At 70.4% G+C, this 16353-nt stretch carries 17 protein-coding genes; 8 read left to right on the forward strand and 9 right to left on the reverse strand.

Translation table 11 applies throughout. From position 1 onward, the window contains the following. Positions 1 to 56: 56 nt before the first annotated feature. Together FZO89_RS00340 and FZO89_RS00345 are read left to right on the forward strand one after the other, a co-directional pair. The gene (locus FZO89_RS00340) at positions 57 to 1145 is read left to right on the forward strand and encodes a DUF2235 domain-containing protein (protein WP_149101402.1); all 1089 of its coding nucleotides are present in this window, start codon (positions 57 to 59) and stop codon (positions 1143 to 1145) included. Between the two features lie 73 nt (positions 1146 to 1218). After that, positions 1219 to 1872 carry a glutathione S-transferase family protein gene (locus tag FZO89_RS00345; RefSeq protein ID WP_149101403.1) on the forward strand — a complete coding sequence of 218 codons (654 nt, stop codon included), beginning with the start codon at positions 1219 to 1221 and terminating at the stop codon, positions 1870 to 1872. Positions 1873 to 2285: 413 nt separating this feature from the next. On the opposite strand, the gene FZO89_RS00350 is transcribed toward FZO89_RS00345, so the two are convergent. Beyond that, on the reverse strand, positions 2286 to 3134 hold the full coding sequence (locus tag FZO89_RS00350; protein ID WP_222928058.1) for an extensin-like domain-containing protein: 849 nt from the start codon (positions 3132 to 3134) through the stop codon (positions 2286 to 2288). 205 nt (positions 3135 to 3339) lie between these two features. On the opposite strand from FZO89_RS00350, the gene FZO89_RS00355 reads away from it, so the two are divergent. Further along, the gene (locus FZO89_RS00355; protein WP_149103959.1) at positions 3340 to 3708 is read left to right on the forward strand and encodes a glycine zipper 2TM domain-containing protein; all 369 of its coding nucleotides are present in this window, start codon (positions 3340 to 3342) and stop codon (positions 3706 to 3708) included. Positions 3709 to 4038: 330 nt separating this feature from the next. Here the strand turns inward: FZO89_RS00355 and FZO89_RS00360 are convergent, their stop codons facing one another. Beyond that, complete coding sequence (locus FZO89_RS00360; protein WP_149101404.1) at positions 4039 to 5181, reverse strand: NAD-dependent epimerase/dehydratase family protein; 1143 nt, start codon at positions 5179 to 5181, stop codon at positions 4039 to 4041. Between the two features lie 347 nt (positions 5182 to 5528). Here FZO89_RS00360 and FZO89_RS00365 point away from each other — a divergent pair, with 347 nt between their 5' ends. After that, positions 5529 to 5918, forward strand: a complete 390-nt coding sequence (locus tag FZO89_RS00365) for a BlaI/MecI/CopY family transcriptional regulator (protein WP_149101405.1) — start codon at positions 5529 to 5531, stop codon at positions 5916 to 5918. Next, the gene (locus FZO89_RS00370) at positions 5911 to 7785 is read left to right on the forward strand and encodes a M56 family metallopeptidase (RefSeq protein WP_187470979.1); all 1875 of its coding nucleotides are present in this window, start codon (positions 5911 to 5913) and stop codon (positions 7783 to 7785) included. The genes FZO89_RS00365 and FZO89_RS00370 overlap by 8 nt, the downstream gene beginning before the upstream one ends. A 51-nt stretch (positions 7786 to 7836) precedes the next feature. Here the strand turns inward: FZO89_RS00370 and FZO89_RS00375 are convergent, their stop codons facing one another. After that, a complete protein-coding gene (locus tag FZO89_RS00375; protein WP_149101407.1) occupies positions 7837 to 8181 on the reverse strand; it encodes a RidA family protein in 345 nt (114 codons plus the stop codon). 183 nt (positions 8182 to 8364) lie between these two features. Here FZO89_RS00375 and FZO89_RS00380 point away from each other — a divergent pair, with 183 nt between their 5' ends. After that, positions 8365 to 8685: a DUF6122 family protein gene (locus FZO89_RS00380; RefSeq protein ID WP_149101408.1), complete on the forward strand. Its 321-nt coding sequence runs from the start codon at positions 8365 to 8367 to the stop codon at positions 8683 to 8685. 194 nt (positions 8686 to 8879) lie between these two features. Here FZO89_RS00380 and FZO89_RS00385 read toward each other — a convergent pair whose 3' ends face one another. Next, positions 8880 to 9467, reverse strand: a complete 588-nt coding sequence (locus tag FZO89_RS00385; RefSeq protein ID WP_149101409.1) for a YciI family protein — start codon at positions 9465 to 9467, stop codon at positions 8880 to 8882. Positions 9468 to 9597: 130 nt separating this feature from the next. Then, positions 9598 to 10053: a DUF4410 domain-containing protein gene (locus tag FZO89_RS00390; protein WP_149101410.1), complete on the reverse strand. Its 456-nt coding sequence runs from the start codon at positions 10051 to 10053 to the stop codon at positions 9598 to 9600. Positions 10054 to 10412: 359 nt separating this feature from the next. Between FZO89_RS00390 and FZO89_RS00395 the strand changes: the two genes are divergently transcribed. Then, the gene (locus FZO89_RS00395; RefSeq protein WP_149101411.1) at positions 10413 to 11372 is read left to right on the forward strand and encodes a glutathione S-transferase family protein; all 960 of its coding nucleotides are present in this window, start codon (positions 10413 to 10415) and stop codon (positions 11370 to 11372) included. A 12-nt stretch (positions 11373 to 11384) separates the two neighbouring features. On the opposite strand, the gene FZO89_RS00400 is transcribed toward FZO89_RS00395, so the two are convergent. After that, the gene (locus tag FZO89_RS00400; protein WP_149101412.1) at positions 11385 to 11852 is read right to left on the reverse strand and encodes an FKBP-type peptidyl-prolyl cis-trans isomerase; all 468 of its coding nucleotides are present in this window, start codon (positions 11850 to 11852) and stop codon (positions 11385 to 11387) included. Between the two features lie 344 nt (positions 11853 to 12196). Between FZO89_RS00400 and FZO89_RS00405 the strand changes: the two genes are divergently transcribed. After that, positions 12197 to 13249, forward strand: coding sequence for a sensor domain-containing diguanylate cyclase (locus tag FZO89_RS00405; RefSeq protein WP_187470980.1), 1053 nt, complete (start codon positions 12197 to 12199; stop codon positions 13247 to 13249). A gap of 39 nt (positions 13250 to 13288) precedes the next feature. On the opposite strand, the gene FZO89_RS00410 is transcribed toward FZO89_RS00405, so the two are convergent. From FZO89_RS00410 to FZO89_RS00420, 3 genes are all read right to left on the reverse strand, one after another. Then, positions 13289 to 14161, reverse strand: coding sequence for an endonuclease/exonuclease/phosphatase family protein (locus FZO89_RS00410; RefSeq protein WP_149101414.1), 873 nt, complete (start codon positions 14159 to 14161; stop codon positions 13289 to 13291). 84 nt (positions 14162 to 14245) lie between these two features. After that, positions 14246 to 15529: an acyltransferase family protein gene (locus FZO89_RS00415; protein WP_149101415.1), complete on the reverse strand. Its 1284-nt coding sequence runs from the start codon at positions 15527 to 15529 to the stop codon at positions 14246 to 14248. A 246-nt stretch (positions 15530 to 15775) separates the two neighbouring features. After that, positions 15776 to 16306, reverse strand: coding sequence for a DUF4175 domain-containing protein (locus FZO89_RS00420; protein ID WP_149101416.1), 531 nt, complete (start codon positions 16304 to 16306; stop codon positions 15776 to 15778). Positions 16307 to 16353 lie beyond the last annotated feature (47 nt).

Here is a 16353-nt window from a genome sequence, read left to right on the forward strand (position 1 = left end):
CGGCGCCGCGTTGACTGCAACGAGGGCGCCCCCGCGCCCGACCGGCAGGCGGCGAGATGAAGCGGATCGCGATCTTCTGCGACGGTACCTGGAACAGCGCGGACCAGGCCAACGAAGGGGCGCCCTGCCCCACCAACGTGATCAAGCTCGCCCTGCGCACCGCCCAGCGCCGCGATGGCGTGTCGCAGGTCGTGTACTACGGCCAGGGCGTGGGCACCGGCGGCTCGATCGACAAGCTCACCGGCGGCGCGTTCGGCAAGGGCCTGGACGACAACCTGTACGCGGCCTACCGGTTCCTGGTGCTCAACTACGAGCCGGGCGACGAGATCTTCCTGTTCGGTTTCAGCCGCGGCGCGTATACCGCGCGCAGCCTGGCCGGCATGGTGCGCAAGTGCGGCATCCTGCGGCTGCGCCACGCGCTGCGCTACCGCGACGCGATCGCCCTGTACTGCGACGCGGTCCACCCCGACGACGACCGCGCGCGCCGCTTCCGCACGGAATGCTCGGTGACCCAGGGCGAGGACATCCCGATCCGCTTCATCGGGGTCTGGGACACCGTCGGCGCGCTCGGCATCCCGGTGCGAGGCTTGCGCTCGCTCACCGCGGACAAGTATCGCTTCCACGACGTGGAGCTGAGTGGCATCGTGCAGCACGCCTGCCAGGCGCTGGCGATCGACGAGCGGCGCGCGCCGTTCGAGGCCGCCCGCTGGGCCTACAAGCCCAAGCCGGGGCAGACGGTGGAACAGGTGTGGTTCTGCGGGGTGCACAGCGACGTCGGCGGCGGTTATCCGATCGAGGAATCCGGGCTGTCGAACATCGCCCTGCAGTGGATGCGCGACAGGGCGGCCTCCGCGGGGCTGGGCATCGACCCGGATGTCGATGCCACCTATCCGCCGCGTCCGGATCCGATGGCCGCGCTGCATGTGTCGAAGAAGGGGCTGTACCGGCTCACCCCCGGCAACGACCGCGTCATCGGCGTGGCCGCCGAGCCGACGCAGCAGCCCGACGGCACCTCGTCCACGCGCGATCCCACGCAGTCGCTGCATCCGAGCGTGCTCACGCGGTGGGACCGGGATCCGGACTATCGCCCGGGCAACCTGCGCGACTACTTCCGCAGCATCGGGGATCCACGCGGAGAGGGCTGAACGTGGTGCGGGCCCCGTGTCGATCCGCGGGCTTCCGGATCGTCGCGTCACGGACTGTCCATGGAACGCCCGCATGAAGCCCATTCTCTACGCCCATCCGTTCTCGTCCTACTGCCAGAAGGTCCTGGTGGCGCTGTATGAGCACGGCACGCCCTTCGAATACCGTCGCATCGACGAGGACGAGCACATGCGCGAGCTGGCGGCGCGCTGGCCGATGCGGCGCTTCCCGATCCTGGTCGACGGCGGACGCACGGTGATCGAGGCGAGCACGATCGTCGAATACCTGGAGCTGCACCATCCCGGCGCGACGCCGCTGATCCCGCAGGATCCGAAGGCCGCGCTCGAGGTGCGGATGATGGACCGCGTGTTCGACAACTACGTCTCCACCCCGCAGCAGAAATGCGTGTTCGACGTGCTGCGCCCGGAGGATGCGCGCGATGCGCATGGCGTGGCCGAGGCGAAGGCGATGCTCGACACCGCGTACGAATGGCTCGACCAGCGCCTGGCCGACCGCACCTGGGCGGCCGGCGAACAGTTCAGCCTGGCCGACTGCGCGGCCGCGCCCTTCCTGTTCTACGCGTACTGGACGCACGCGATTCCCGAGCGGCATGCGCACCTGCGTGCATACCGGCGCCGGCTGATGGACCGCCCGTCTTTCGCGCGGGTGGTGGAGGAAGCCAGGCCGTACCGGAGCTTCTTCCCGCTGGGGAAGATAGAGGACGAGTAGCGGCCGCCGGCGCAGGGCCGCGGCTTCTGGGGCGCTCCGCTTACCCCGGCTACGTGAGTTCGTGGCGGGAAGATCGGCGCCCCCGGGTGCGCCTCGCTTACCCGGGCCACGGGTTCGCGCTGTCCTTCCGTAGTCCGGATACGGCCGAAGGCCGCATCCGGGGGATGCGCGACGGACGCGGAGGTCGTCGCTTCCCGGGTGCGCTTCGCTTACCCGGGCTACGGGTTCGCGCTGTCCTTCCGTAGTCCGGATACGGCCGAAGGCCGCATCCGGGGGATGCGCGACGGACGCGGAGGTCGCCGCTTCCCGGGTGCGCTTCGCTTACCCGGGCTACGGGTTGGCGCTGTCCTTCCGTAGCCCGGATAAGGCCGAAGGCCGCATCCGGGGGCGGTGCGCGCCGGCCATGAGACGCGTCAGCGGCAGATGCGTCCGCCGCCGCGGTCGAAGTGGAAGTGGTCGGCGTGGGCGGCGTTGTAGTCCGGGCCGAGCACGACATCGAACCACTGGCAGGCGCCGTCGCGCACCGCGCGCAGGAAGGCGGCATCGTCGGTGAGGGTCTCCGGACCTGCCGCGGGTTCGGGATCGGCGGCGGATGCGGGAGCGTCAGCGCCCGATGCGGCGCCGTCCGCTTCGCGTTCGCTGGAGGCTACGGCGTCGGCCGTATCGTCTCCCACTCGCGGCGTCCGCGCCCCTCCCCAGTCCCCGAGCACGCGCACGCGGCGCCCGTCTTGCAGCACGAAGCCGGCGATGTCGAGCGCATCCGCGGTGGCGTGGCGACTGCGGCGGCCGCCCTCGCGACCATACCGGTTGCGGCAGGAATACGAACCGAAATGCTCGATCCGCGCGACCGGACTGCCGAGGTGCGTCCGCGCCGCCTGCTGCAGGGCGTGTCGCTCCCACATGGCGAGCGAGAGCGCCGCCCTGCAGCTCAGGGTGAACGCTTCGCCCACCGCCAAGCTGGTCCGCGAGATGCGGACCGCGTTGTCGAAGCCGCAGCCGGGGCCCGTGCTGCGGTCGTCGACCGGCACATGGCGCAGTTCCGCCTGCGCGAGCGCGTCCAGGCAGGCTGCGCGATCGGCCGATGCGCGGTCGAGCTTGAAGCGGGTCAGCGGGTTCGGCGTGTCGTCGATGCGCAGCGGTGCCCAGGGGTTCCAGCGGTCGGGAATCGCGATCGCACCGGACGTCACGCTCCATGCCAGCAGCGCGATCAGCAGCAGGAACAGCAGTCCGCCGTAGCGGCGGCGTGGCGGGGCGTCGGACATGCGCGGCATGATCCCGCCATCACGCACAAGCGCGCGTGATGGCGGTGCGGCGCGCCTTGCGACGCCGTGGCAGCGCTGCGCAGAAAAAGCGCGCGGGCATGTCCGGCAACTGAATCGCGCGCGTCGATCTCGGCGTATTTTCACCGCTGGCTCGCGGCGTGGTCGCCAGCATGGCCGCACCCGAACAAGACCCGGAGTTCGCGACATGAACATCAGACCGATCCACGCGATTGCCGCGGCGACACTTGCCCTCGCCACCACGGGCGCGGTGCAGGCACAGACTTACGGCGAGCAGGACGAAGGCCGCACGTTCAGCGACGGAAGCCGCGTGGTGTGCGAGGACGTCGAAGTCCGGCGCGGCAGCAAGGATCCCAACCGTATTGCCGGGACCGCGGCAGGTGCGGTGATCGGTGGCGTCGTCGGCAGCCAGATCGGCAGCGGCAAGGGGCGCGATCTGGCGACGGTGGGCGGTGCGATCGCGGGTGGCGCCGTCGGCCGCAAGGTGCAGGGCGATCGGCAGGAGGCGCGAGGCGATCGCGTGGTCGAGCGTCGCTGCGAGCGCGTCTGGCGCTGAGGCATGCTCGCAACCCGTGCTTGCGGCTTCGGGCACGTTCCGCTGCGCGGTGAGCTGAGGAACACCGGGTTCGTTCGTCAGCTCGACAGCGTCTGAACTCGACAGCGTCTGAAAATCTGCCACTTCGAGCGCAGCGAGAAGCGCTTTACAAGGGCGAAGCTGGGCAATCCATGCGCCTGATTTACCCTGGATTCCTCACTGCGTTCGGAATGACAATGCCGCGTTCGGAATGACAAGGCCGAATGACAAGGCCGCGTTCGGAATGACGATCCCGCATTGTTCAGGGATTCCCTGCAGGGCCGGCACTGCAGGTGTTCTTGGCGTGCTCGCCTACGCAGCCCGCGCCTTCCACGCCTTCAGCAGCTCGGCCTCGCGCTCGCGGCTGAGGCCGGCCTCGAGCTTCGCCTGGCGCTCGGCGGGGAGGCTGCGGAACCACGCCAGCAGATCCTGCACGGTGGTGGCCAGCGGGCGGAACGTCAGCCCGGCGGCGATCGCGCGCGAGTTGTCGACCGCGCCGTAGCCGCCGTAGGTCGCGTGGGTGCGCGACACCCAGATCGGCAGGCCGACCTCCTGCGCTTCCAGGAAATCGGCCGGCACATGGGTGAAGGTGGCGGGTCCGCCGGTGACCGCGTGGCAGCCATGCACCATCGCGTCCATGCCCAGCGCGTAGTCCGGGCCGCAGGCGTTGAAGGTGCCCGTCGTGCCCGCCTCGGCCAGGCGGATCATCCACTCGCCCAGGTCGCGGCCGTCGATGATCTGCACCGGATCGCGGCCGTCGCCGGGCACCAGCACTTCGCCGCCCTGGGCGATGCGGTGCGGCCAGTAGGTGAAGCGGTCGGTCCCGTCGCGCGGACCGACGATGTAGCCCGGTCGCACGATGGTGGTGCGCGGGCCGAACTGGCGGCGTGCCTCGGCCTCGCTCAGGGCCTTGAGCGGACCGTAGAGGTTGGCGATGTCGGCCATCAGGCTTTCGCGCGTTTCCGCCATCGCGTCGGCACCCTTGTAGGCGGCAAGCGGCGCGTCCTCGGTGATACCGGCCTTCGATCCGTCGGCATACACGGAGATGGTCGAGATGAAGAGGTAGTGCCCGACGTTGTCCTTCAGCACCTGGCCCGCGTCGCGCACCCAGAACGGCAGCGTGGTCGGATTGTCGATGCAGACATCCCACTTGCGGCCTTCCAGCGCCTGGAGGTCGCCGGTATTGCGGTCGCCGTGGAGCTGTTCCACTTCGCCCGGCCATTCCGGCGACGGGCTCTTGCCGCGGTTGAACAGCGTCACCTGGTGGCCGCGCGCCAGCGCGTACTGCACCTGGAACGGGCCGGTGAAACCGGTGCCGCCGAGGATCAGGATCTTCAGCGGACGCGCCGCCTTCGCGACGGGCGCCGGCGCAGCGGTGGCGGCGAGCGAAGGCAGCGCGGCGGACGCGGCGGCGAGCGCGCCGAGCTTGAACAGGTCGCGGCGGGAGGTACGCATGGATTGAATCCCCGATGATGTGCACGCGTTCTAGCACCCGCTGGAGGCGCCGGCCCATGCCGGAAGTCCGGGTGGCCGGACTGCGGCCAGTCCCGGCATGTTCGGCGCGTCCCTGGCCACGGTCGCCGCAGCCGCCATACGCTCCATCCTCCCCTTCGGCCGTCAGTCTGCCCTCGAGCGCAGCGAACGATGACGCGACACCCGGCCCTGGGCATCACACCGGACCACTGCAAACCGCCAGAAACGGCAAACCGGGGACGAGCTGATCCAGACCAGTTGGTCTAGACAATCCATTCTAGATGGAATAGCGTGGCGACCATCGATCCCCGCCGGACATCAGTTGCCACATGGCCCGCAACCCGCCGCCCCCCAGGCCCACCGCCGCCGAACTCGACCTGCTGCGCCTGCTCTGGCGTCTGGGACCGTCGACGGTCAAGCAGGTGCACGAGGCGCGCCTGCGCGAGCGCCCCGACGCGACCTACGCCACGGTGCTGCGCCTGCTCCAGGTGATGCACGGCAAGGGCCTGCTCAAGCGCGACGAGAGCCAGCGCTCGCACGTCTACGCCGCTGCGCAGGCGCGGGGCCCGTTGCAGACGCGCCTGCTGGACGAGCTGATCCACAAGGCCTTCGCCGGCTCGGGCAAGGACCTGGTGATGGCGGCGCTGCGCGGGGGGCGGGTGAGCGATGCCGAGCGCGAGGAGATCCAGCGTTTCCTCGAGGAGAGCCGCGATGACTGAGTTCACCGGGCAACTGGTTCCCGCGCTGGCGATGGCGCTGCTGCACTTCCTGTGGCAGGGCGCGGTGGTCGGCCTGCTGGCCTGGCTGGCGCTGGTCGCCCTGCGCGGCGCGCGCCCACAGGTTCGCTACGTCGTGGCTTGCCTGGCATTGCTGGTCTGCGCCGCATTGCCGGCCTGGCATGTGCTCGATGCGATCGCAGCGGCGCGTGCTCCGGCATCTTCGCAGGCAGCCGTGTCCATGCCGGAAGGCGGCGCCTGGCACGTGGCGATGTTCCTGCCCGATGCAGGATTTTCCTCGACCCATGCCACGCCCGCCTGGATCGTGGCGCTGTGGGCGGCAGGGTGCGCCGTGCTGTCGCTGCGCATGGCGATGGGACTGCACTGGGTGCGGCGGCTGCGCAAGGGCGGCGTGCCGGCCGCTGCGGACTGGCAGACGCGCATTGATGCCATCGCCTCGCGCCTGGGCCTGGCAGCGGTTGCGTTGCGCATCGTCGATGCGGGCGACAGCCCCTTGACCGCGGGCTGGTGGCGCCCGGTCGTGCTGCTGCCCGCTGCGGTGCTTGCGCGGATGCCGGCCGATCTGCTCGAGGCGTTGCTCGCCCACGAGCTCGCCCATGTGCGCCGCCGCGACTACCTGGTCAACCTGCTGCAGGGCGTGGTCGAGGTCCTGCTGTTCTACCACCCGGTGGTGTGGTGGCTGTCGCACCGCATCCGCCATGAGCGCGAGCTGGTGGCCGACGATCTGGCTGCAGCCGCGCTTGGCGATCGGCGACGGATGGCGGTCGCGCTCGCCGAACTCGATCGCATCGCTTCGCCACGATCGTCCTTTCCCCGGATCCATTTCGCGCAAGCCGCGCACGGAGGTCACCTCATGTCCCGCATCCGTCAACTGGTCCGTCCCCAACGCCGCAGTCCGGGCGCCCTGCTCGCCCTGCCCGTGCTGGGCCTGCTGGCCACCGGCGCCACGTTCTACGTCCACGCCGGCAAGGTGGATGCCTTGCCGGTGACCCCCGCCTCGATCGCGCAGGCGGTCGTCGTCGCCGCCAATCCATCCCCCGTTCCGCTGGCTACGCCCGCATCGGATCCTGGCGCGGCCGCCTCGACGACCGCAGCGCCCGGGACGACCGCCCATGCCGATCGCGAAGACGGATACGCACTGGTCCGCGAGGGGGAAGACGGCTTTTCCATGTCCGGGCACAGCGCCGATTCCGACGCCATCGGCATCGCGTCGCGCGCCATCGACGGCGATTTCCTCTGGTTCCGCCGCGACGGCAAGGCCTGGATCGTGAGCGACGCCGACACCGTCGCCCGAGCCCGCGCCGCGTGGCAACCGATGGCACCGCTGGAGGCGCAGATGCGCACGCTCCAGGGCAGGATGCAGCCGCACAGCGAGCGCATGCAGGCCCTGTCCGCGCGCATGCAACCGTTGCAGGCACAGGCCGGCACGGAATCGACCGCGATGCAGGCGGCCGGCGCGCGCATGCAGGAACTGGCCGGGCAGATGCAGGAGATCGCGCAGGAACAGGCCGCCTTCGCCCAGCGGATGCAGGCGGGCGACCCGCAGCAACTGCAGTCCGAAATGGAAGCGCTCGAGGCGCGCCAGCAGGTGCTGCATGAGGAAATGGAACGGCACGCTTCGACCATGGAGGCCGAGGGACGCCGGATCGAGGCCAGCCACGCGCCGATGCAGGCGCTGGGACGCGAAATGGAGGCCGCAGCGAAGCCGATGGAAGCCATCGGCAAGGAGATGGAGGCGGTGGGCGCGCGGATCGAACAGGTGGCGAAGGTGGCCGATGGCGAAGTGCGTCGGATCATCGACGATGCCTGGGCACGCGGGCTGGCGTCGCCCGCGCCCGCCACGCAGTAGATCACGCAGACGGGAGTGCCGGCGGCCAGGTGGCCGCCGGTCCGCCGGGACTCAGACGGCCGCGGTCACCACGATCTCGACCTTCCACTCCGGCCGCGCCAGTCTGGCCTCGACCGTTGCGCGCGATGGCGCGTTGCCCGCGACCACCCAGGCGTCCCAGGCGCGGTTCATGCCCGCGAAGTCGGCGATGTCGGCAAGATAGATCTGCGCGCGCAGGATCCGGGTCTTGTCGCTGCCCGCCTGCGCCAGCAGCGCGTCGATCGCCTCGAGCACCTCCCGGGTCTGGATCTCGATGTCGGCGCCATCGGTCTCGGGGACCTGGCCGGCAAGGTAGACCACGCCGTTGTGGATGCTGGCCTCGGACATGCGGGGGCCGGCGTCGATGCGCTCGATCATGGGCGTTCCTGCTAAGAAGGAGCCGGCACGATAGGCCAATCGATGGCGCGCGTGAAGCGCTGGGGCTCCGCGCGATCCGGCATCCCCAGCGGATGCGTGCGTGACATCGCACCGGAGTCATGACAGCCGCCCACGGTCGCGTCATCCTGTGCTCCCGCCTTCGCGCGTCCCGCCCGTCCGCGCATGCCCGAACTCGAATTGCGCGCCGTGGTCCACCTCCTGCTGCACGCGACGGTGCCGCTGGCGGTCGCGCGCCTGTTCTGGCCCGCACGGTGGAAACGCGCCGCGCTGTGGATGCTGGCCGGCTGGGCGATCGACATCGACCATCTGCTTGCCGACCCGGTCTACGCCCCGGGCCGCTGCAGCATCGGCTTCCATCCGCTGCATACCTGGCCGGCGATCCTCGCCTACGGCGCACTGGCCATCCCGCAGCGGACGCGCTGGTTCGGCACCGGCCTGCTGATCCACATCGCGCTGGACGCGATCGACTGCCTGATGATGTGAGGTGCCGGCCTGTCGGGCCGATCGCGATGGCAGGCCTGCCATCGTGGCCGGTTGCCGCGGCGGTGCGCCGACGGCCCGTGCGATCCTCGCGAAGCCTGGGATACACGGCGCGGCGCACCCACGCTCACCGGGGTAATTCGATTACTTAGATAACTTGTTTAACATGCTGATTATAAACAAATCAACGTCGTCGATTAGCTGGCGGGCCGGCTGTGCGCCGTTCCGGCAGGCGCCGGCCCCGGACCTGTAGAACCGGCTCCGGAGCCGCCCGTGCCAGGGGCGCGCGAACTCGGGCGATCCCGCGGCGCGGCGGGGGGCACCAGCCGTTCGTGCCAGGCCGGGAGCAGCATCAACGCCGCGCTGCCGTACCAGGCGTGGTACTCGGGGACCATTTCACCCTGCACCACGACCGGGTCGGTCTCCGCCAGGGCCTTGGCCTCGTCGAGGCTGTCCACCGCGAACACGTACAGGCCGCGCCAGCCGTCCGGATGTTCGACGAAGGGCCCGGCCAGCACCAGCTGGCCCGCGTCCGAGAGGCGCTGCATGTTGGCGAAATGTCCGGCGAACATCGCGTCGCGCTCGGGCCCGTCGGCCATCCGCCGATCGCCCGTGGTCAGGATCACCAGCACGTAGCGGCGCATGCCGCGCTGGTCCGCACCGACGCGCGCGGCCAATGCCGCGTCGTGACCGGGGGGTGCGCCGGAGGGATCCGCAGGGGGCTTCGCGGCAACCGGCATCGCCAGCGTGAGCCAAAGGGCCGGCAGGAGGATCATGGCACGCATGGCGCGACTCCGTTGGACGGTGCGCCGAGTCTAGATGCGCCAGGGGCGGCGCGCGTGGTCGTCGGACGAACGGGGCGTCCCGTCGGTCCCGCCGGACGCCGACCGCCGCCCCCGCACCGCCGTTTCGCGCCTAGGGCAACTGTTGCAGCCGCGCCACGATCTCGTCGGCATGCTTCTCGTGCAATCCCGCGGTCGACCCGAAGGCGGTCGCGTTCGCGCTTTCGACCTCGAACTCGCCCAGGACGCCGCCGCCGGCATCGAGTACGCGGACCCGGCTGGCCACCTTGTCGCGTCCGGCCATGATCCCGGCCCATGCGCGCGCACCGTCGGAGCGTGCGTAGTAATGCGTCACGGTGACCTCCACCCTGCCCTCGCCCCGCCCGGATGCCAGCAGGCCCGCGTCGCGCAGCCGCTGCTGGATGAAACTGTCGAGGCGGGCGATGCCTTCTACGTCGTCGCCGCCTTCGTTGGCGAAGGCGTACGCATAGGTCCTGCCCTGCGCTTGCGCGGAATCGTCCTGGGCATTGCAGGCGGAGGCGAGGCCCCACAGTGCGAGGCACAGCAATGCAATGGTCTGGCGAATCACGGGTCCCTCCGGTCAGTGTCCACGACGGTGCGGGTCGACCGCGTGCGGACGATAGCCGCACAGTCGTGAAACTCCCGTTCCGGCATCCAGCGCTGCCATACCCTGCCCTGCCGGTATTCCGCCATGGGACGGCGCCCGAAGGCCGGGGATGCGTATCGCGCATCGCCGTGCGCACGAGCAGCATGACGACGTTCGATCCCGATCCCTGCAGCCGACGGAGCGCCCGCGCGCTCTCGCGAGACTTTCATGCGGCAAAAGCGCGTGCGCGGGGCGTTCGGTCCGCGGTCGGCCACCTGGAGTTGACGGGCGCAGCGGCATACTGGCGTTCGCAATCGGGACCAAACTACGGAGGCATTGCCATGGGCATGCTGGTCGACGGCCGCTGGACCAACGACGAGGACGCGCTCACCGACGCCAGGGGACGCCTGCAGCGTCCCGATGCGGCGTTCCGCAACTGGATCACCGCCGACGGCAGCGCCGGCCCGACCGGCGAAGGCGGTTTCCCGGCCGAACCCGGTCGCTACCACCTCTACATCGCCCGCGCGTGTCCCTGGGCGCACCGCGCCACGATCTTCCGCGAGCTCAAGGGGTTGCAGGACCTGATCGGCCTTTCGGTCACCCACTGGCTGATGGCGGAGGATGGCTGGACCTTCGCCCCGGCCCCGGGCGTGATTCCCGATCCGCTCTACGGCGTCGACACCCTGTGGCAACTCTACGTACGTTCGAACCCCGGCTACACCGGCCGCGTCACCGTGCCCGTGCTTTGGGACAAGACACGGGGCTGCATCGTCAGCAACGAATCGGCCGACATCCTGCGCATGTTCAACAGCGCCTTCGACGGCGTCGGCGCGCGCGCCGGCGACTACTCGCCGGTCGCCCTGCGAGAGGAGGTAGACGCGGTCAACAAGCGCGTCTACGACGGACTCAACAACGGCGTGTACAAGGCCGGATTCGCGAAGACGCAGTCGGCCTACGACGACGCGGTGGCCGGCGTGTTCGAGACGCTCGACTGGCTGGAACAACGGCTGTCCGCTTCGGAATGGCTGTGCGGCGCACGCATGACCGAGGCCGACTGGCGGCTGTTCACCACGTTGTTGCGGTTCGACGCGGTCTACCACGGCCACTTCAAGTGCAACCTGCGCCGGCTGGTCGACTACCCGGCGCTGTGGCGCTACACGCGCAGGCTCTACGCGCATCCGGCGGTGGCGCCGACGGTCGATTTCGACCACATCAAGCGCCACTACTACCAGAGCCACCGCCACATCAATCCGACCGGGATCGTGCCGCAGGGCCCGATCCTCGCGTTCGACGCGGAGTGACGCTCTACCGGCTCACGGCGAGCCGGCGCGACCGTTCTGCTTCTCGTCCTCGGTCGCCTCGCGCACCTCGAGTACGCGTACGTCGAAGTGCAGCGTCTGCCCGGCCAGCGGGTGGTTGCCGTCGATCCGGACCTTGTCGTCGTCGACCGCCACGACCGTCACCAGCAGCGGCCCGCGCTCGGTGCGCGCCTCGAACTGCATGCCGGGTTCGACCTTGTCCACGCCCTTGAACGAATCGCGCGGCAACTCCTGCACCAGGCCCTCGTTGCGCACGCCGTAGCCTTCTTCCGGCTTGACGTCGACCTTCAGCGTGTCGCCGGCATGGCGTCCGGCCAGCGCCTTCTCCAGGCCCGGGATGATGTTGCCGGCGCCGTGGAAGTAGCGCAGCGGCCGCGCGTCGGAGGACTGGTCGATGACCCGGCCGTCGTCGTCGGTCAGGGTGTAGTGGATGCTGGCAACGCACGCAGGCGCAATCTCCATGGAAGATCTCCTTGGAAGAGTGGAAGGAAGGGGAATGGTCCGGAAATGGCACCGGTGAAAAGCACGGTGCGGAGTGTGGACGCGCCACCACCTTAGCGACTGCGCGCGGATCGCGCAAATCCGGTCTGGGTGAAACCTGCGGGGAAAATTCCCGATTTCCTGCTGCAGGCGCACAACGAGCGGCCTGGTGCCGCGACGCGCGTACGATGGATGCGGGGCGCCGGCGGCACCCCCGGAGCGCAAGTGCCCGACGCGTGGCGCCCGCTGCCGCCCGCCGGGGTCTTCAGGTTCCGGCGACAGCGTCGGGGATACCATGCCGGAACCCTTGCCACCGATACAGGCGGATGCCGCACGACTCGATCGCCGGGGACCCGCGAAACCGGAACCTCCAGTTCGTCCGCCGCATCCACGGCATGCGCATGCTCGGGACGCTGCTGTGCATGCTGCCGATCGCGTCGGTGCTCGACGAGCGCGGTGCCTCGCCCTGGGCCTGGGCTCTGCTTGTGGCGAACGCGCTGGCATGGCCGCAGGTCGCCTACTACACGAGCCGGCGCGCGCGCGATCCGGTGGCCGCGCAGTTCCGCTGCCTGCTGCTCGACTCGGCCTCCGCCGGGGCCTGGGTCGCCCTGATGGCGGTCAGCACCGCGCCCGCGGCCCTGTTCGTCACCATGGCCACCGCAGACAAGATCGCCGCAGGCGGCTGGGCCTTCGTGCGGCGATCGACGCTCGCGCTGCTGGGCACCTTCGTGCTGGTCTGGGCCCTGCTCGGCTTTCCCTTCCAGCCGCTCACCTCGCAACGCACGCTGCTGCTGTGCATTCCCTTCCTGTTCGTCTACACGGTGGTGCTGAGCGTGGTGACCCACCGGTTGAGGAGCCGGATCCTCGACCAGAACCGCGAACTCGAACGCCTCAACCGCACCGACCCGACGATGCAGGTGCCGAACCGGCCACACTTCGAGGCCGTGGCCTCGGCGGAACTGGCGCGTTTCCGCCGATCGGGACGTCCGGCGACGCTGCTGCTGCTGGACGTCGACAGTTTCAAGGCGATCAACGACCGCTACGGCCACGGCATGGGCGACGTCGTGCTCAAGCGCATCGCCGCCCTGCTGCGGGTGAGCGTGCGCGAGGCGGACCTGCCGGCGCGCTATGGCGGCGACGAGTTCGCGGTGCTGCTGGTCGACACCGACACGACGCGGGCGATGCAGGTCGCCGAACGGATCCGCCAGGAAGCCGCGCAACAGACCTTCGATGCCGAGCCGGGCCTGCGCTGCACCCTCAGCATCGGCGTGGCGGAGGTGACCGCCGACGACGCCACGCTCGATGCATGGGTGCACGCCGCCGACGCGGCCCTGTACCGGGCCAAGGCGGCGGGCAGGAATCGGGTGGTCGCTGCCTGAGTGACGCGCGATCCGGGGCCATGCCCCACGGCCCGGTGCTCAGTGCGGAGGTTCGTCGCCGCTTCCGCCGTCGCGCACCGCGGCCGGCTCGAATTCGACCAGCAGCGGGAAGTGGTCCGAGGGCAGGCGCCCGTCCACCGCCCGATCCAAGGTGCGCGCAAGGCGCACGCGCAGGCCGCGGTGCATCACCCAGTCGATGCGTTTGCCGGCATCGCCGGTGAAACCATGGAAGGTGCCCTCGGGACCCTCGCGCCGTGGCGCTTCGATCCAGGCGTCTTGCAGGGCGCCGGTGAGCGCGCGATGCACGGCACTGCCGGGCGTGTCGTTGAAATCGCCGACCACGATCACCGGTACCCCGGGCGGCAGCTCGGCAAGCCGTCGCAGGACGAGTTCCGCACCACGCACGCGTGCCGCTCCGTCCTCCGCGCGGTACGGCAGGTGGGTGTTGAACAGATAGAACCGCTGCCGGTCGGTGCGACGCTCGAACAGGCCCCAGGTCGCCATGCGCGGGTACGGGTGCCCCCAGCTGATGCTGCCCGCCACCTCGGGCGTGTCCGACAGCCAGAAATGGCCGGATTCGAGCAGGCGCATCGCATCGCGCCGGTAGAACACGGCCATCTGCTCGTCGTCGTCTCCCGCACCGCGGCTGCGTCCGAACCACGCGTACTGCGGCAGGCGCGCGGCCAGGAATTCGCCCTGGGCGCGGACCAGCTCCTGGGTCCCGAGCAGGTCCGGGTCCGCGTCGCGGATCGTGCGCACCATCGCGTCGCGGCGCAGCTCCCAGCGGTCGGGACCGTCCGCGTCCACCGGTACGCGGACGTTGAAACTCATCACCCGCAGCGGCGTCTCCGGCGCCATCGACTGGCAGGCGCACAGCGCCAACAGCAACAGGCAGGCGCACAGCGGTTGCATGAGTCGCGACCGGATTGCGAAGGCGCGCAGGCAGAGGATCATCCGCGCGGAGTCTAACCGGACTCCCTGCGCGCCATCGATGCTTCAGCCCGTGCCCGATCGCCGCCGCAACTGCCAGGACGCCAGCGCGACCGCGGGCAGCGCCACCACCGCGCCTGGCCACACGCCCCACGCCAGCGCCGCCGCGAGGCCCGCATACAGCGCCACGCCACCGACGATCGCGCGCCTGGCGTCGTCGACCGCGGGCACGTCGCGATCGCGCCGCAGCTCGAAGCGCAGCACCAGCGCGATCACCGGCGCAACCATCAGCAGGCACAGCGCGATCCAGCCCGCGCGCCCGGCCCAGAAGCCCGGCTCGCCCGGCAGGCCGGCGTCGATCGGCAGACCCAGCCGCTCGCCTAGCCATGCCGCCGGCAGTTCCGCCAGCTTGTGCCACAGGTACAGCGGCATGCCCAGCGCGCCGAGCACCGCGATCGCGCGGGCGGGCGCGTGTCCGGCCAGCAGCCGTCGCGCCAGCGGTTCGAACAGCAGCACCGCGCCTGCCTGCAGCCACATCACCCCCACCAGCGCCAGCGTCGGCGGCAGCATGTTGTTGCCGGCCAGCGCCACGCCCACCATCGCCACCGGATACCCGCTGGCGAGGGCCAGCAGCAGCCACACGGCGCCCAGCACGAGCAGGCCGGCACCCGCCCCCGCGCCACGGAACCTGCCCCGCTTCCAGGCGATGCCGAGTTGCTGCGGCAGCAGCCAGACCACCAGCATGTTGAGCCAGGCGATCCCGGCCGGCCGCGCGTCGACCAGCGCGCCCAGCCGGCGCACGTCATCGGGCGACGAGGCGCCCGCGCGCAGAAGATCGAGTCCCGCCGCGACCGCGACCAGCCCCAGAACCGCGCCCAGGCCGAACCGTGCATCCAGGCGCAGGCACCACGGCAGCAGCGCCTGGACCGTCAGCAGCATCAGCAGGAACCACAGGTGGATGGTGAGCGACTGGTCGAACACGCCGAGCAGGCGACCGCCCGAAAGCAGCGATGCCGCCGCCAGCGCCACCAGCACCGCCAGGTAGGTGACCGTCGGCCGTGCCAGCGACAGCGCGCGCGCCGCCCACCAGTTCCACTGTCCGCCCCCGGCCACGCGCCGCGCCACCCCGTCGCTGCTGACGGCCGCGGAGACGAACACGAACAGCGGCACCACCTGCACCACCCAGGTCAGCAGCCCGGCCGCGTCCCATGTCGCAAGCAGGTGGTCGGTATCGACCAGGCGACCATCCTCCAGCCGCGGCAGGGTGGCGATCCAGTGTCCGAACACCACCACCAGCAGCGCACAGGCGCGCAGGGCGTCGGGGTACGGGTCGCGTTGCGGCGTGGACATCAGGACCAGCCTGTGCAGGGGAACCAGCCGAATGTTAGCCGCCGGGAGATGCGCAATGGCCCGGCGTGCCAGGCATGTTGGGTGATGGCGATCCGCCGCCGTTCGCCGATGTCGCCTCGCGCGGGCGATGCCTGGCGCCCGAAGCGCGGTGTCGGGAGCCGGCGAGGGCCTGCAGGCGTGCCTCAGGCGCCAGGCGCCGGCGGGGCACCGGGCTCGTCGGGCGCTCAGGCGGCCGTGCGGCGGGGATCAGAGCGTCTGCGTGATCTCGCCGCCACGGCGCGAGAGGAATTCCGCGGCGCGCGTCTGCTGCTCGGCCGACAGGGCGTGGACCACGATCGTGGTACCGCCCTCCTCCATCGCATCGCGCGTGGCCTGGATGTAGCGGTCGTGGTCGGGGCGCAGCGACACCAGGCCACCGATCAGCAGGCCGGCGGTGGTGCCGAACCCAAGCGCCGCCAGCCCGGCGGCCCATGGCGATTGCACGACGAAGGGCACGCCCGCCCACGTCAGGATCCCGAACAGCAGCAGGCCGAATACCGCGCCCGCGATCCCCAGCCGGACATGCGCGATCACGATCGTGCGCCAGATGCCACCGCCCTCCGGCTCCAGCTTGATGTCCACGTCGGCGCTTTCGGGCGTGACCATCTTGACCTGGGCCGGTTGCAGATCCAACTGCGCGATCATGGCCGCCGCGGCGTCGCGCGCGGCGTCACGGCTGGCGAAGACGGCGGCCAGCTTGCTGTTGGACACCTCGCCGGTCACGGGCAGGTCTGACATCGCGGCGGTCCTCGTTGCGAGCCGCGATTCTTGCAGGGTCTGCGTCG

The organism is Luteimonas viscosa (assembly GCF_008244685.1).
Lineage (GTDB): Bacteria > Pseudomonadota > Gammaproteobacteria > Xanthomonadales > Xanthomonadaceae > Luteimonas > Luteimonas viscosa.

Coding starts and splice junctions, on each gene's coding strand:
- FZO89_RS00375 (WP_149101407.1), bottom strand. CDS start 8,181: ATGATCGAGCGCATCGACGCCGGCCCCCGCATGTCCGAGGCCAGCATC.
- FZO89_RS00360 (WP_149101404.1), bottom strand. CDS start 5,181: ATGCGTACCTCCCGCCGCGACCTGTTCAAGCTCGGCGCGCTCGCCGCC.
- FZO89_RS00410 (WP_149101414.1), bottom strand. CDS start 14,161: ATGCAACCGCTGTGCGCCTGCCTGTTGCTGTTGGCGCTGTGCGCCTGC.
- FZO89_RS00340 (WP_149101402.1), top strand. CDS start 57: ATGAAGCGGATCGCGATCTTCTGCGACGGTACCTGGAACAGCGCGGAC.
- FZO89_RS00345 (WP_149101403.1), top strand. CDS start 1,219: ATGAAGCCCATTCTCTACGCCCATCCGTTCTCGTCCTACTGCCAGAAG.
- FZO89_RS00385 (WP_149101409.1), bottom strand. CDS start 9,467: ATGCGTGCCATGATCCTCCTGCCGGCCCTTTGGCTCACGCTGGCGATG.
- FZO89_RS00415 (WP_149101415.1), bottom strand. CDS start 15,529: ATGTCCACGCCGCAACGCGACCCGTACCCCGACGCCCTGCGCGCCTGT.
- FZO89_RS00400 (WP_149101412.1), bottom strand. CDS start 11,852: ATGGAGATTGCGCCTGCGTGCGTTGCCAGCATCCACTACACCCTGACC.
- FZO89_RS00370 (WP_187470979.1), top strand. CDS start 5,911: ATGACTGAGTTCACCGGGCAACTGGTTCCCGCGCTGGCGATGGCGCTG.
- FZO89_RS00405 (WP_187470980.1), top strand. CDS start 12,197: ATGCCGCACGACTCGATCGCCGGGGACCCGCGAAACCGGAACCTCCAG.
- FZO89_RS00355 (WP_149103959.1), top strand. CDS start 3,340: ATGAACATCAGACCGATCCACGCGATTGCCGCGGCGACACTTGCCCTC.
- FZO89_RS00420 (WP_149101416.1), bottom strand. CDS start 16,306: ATGTCAGACCTGCCCGTGACCGGCGAGGTGTCCAACAGCAAGCTGGCC.
- FZO89_RS00350 (WP_222928058.1), bottom strand. CDS start 3,134: ATGTCCGACGCCCCGCCACGCCGCCGCTACGGCGGACTGCTGTTCCTG.
- FZO89_RS00365 (WP_149101405.1), top strand. CDS start 5,529: ATGGCCCGCAACCCGCCGCCCCCCAGGCCCACCGCCGCCGAACTCGAC.
- FZO89_RS00395 (WP_149101411.1), top strand. CDS start 10,413: ATGGGCATGCTGGTCGACGGCCGCTGGACCAACGACGAGGACGCGCTC.
- FZO89_RS00380 (WP_149101408.1), top strand. CDS start 8,365: ATGCCCGAACTCGAATTGCGCGCCGTGGTCCACCTCCTGCTGCACGCG.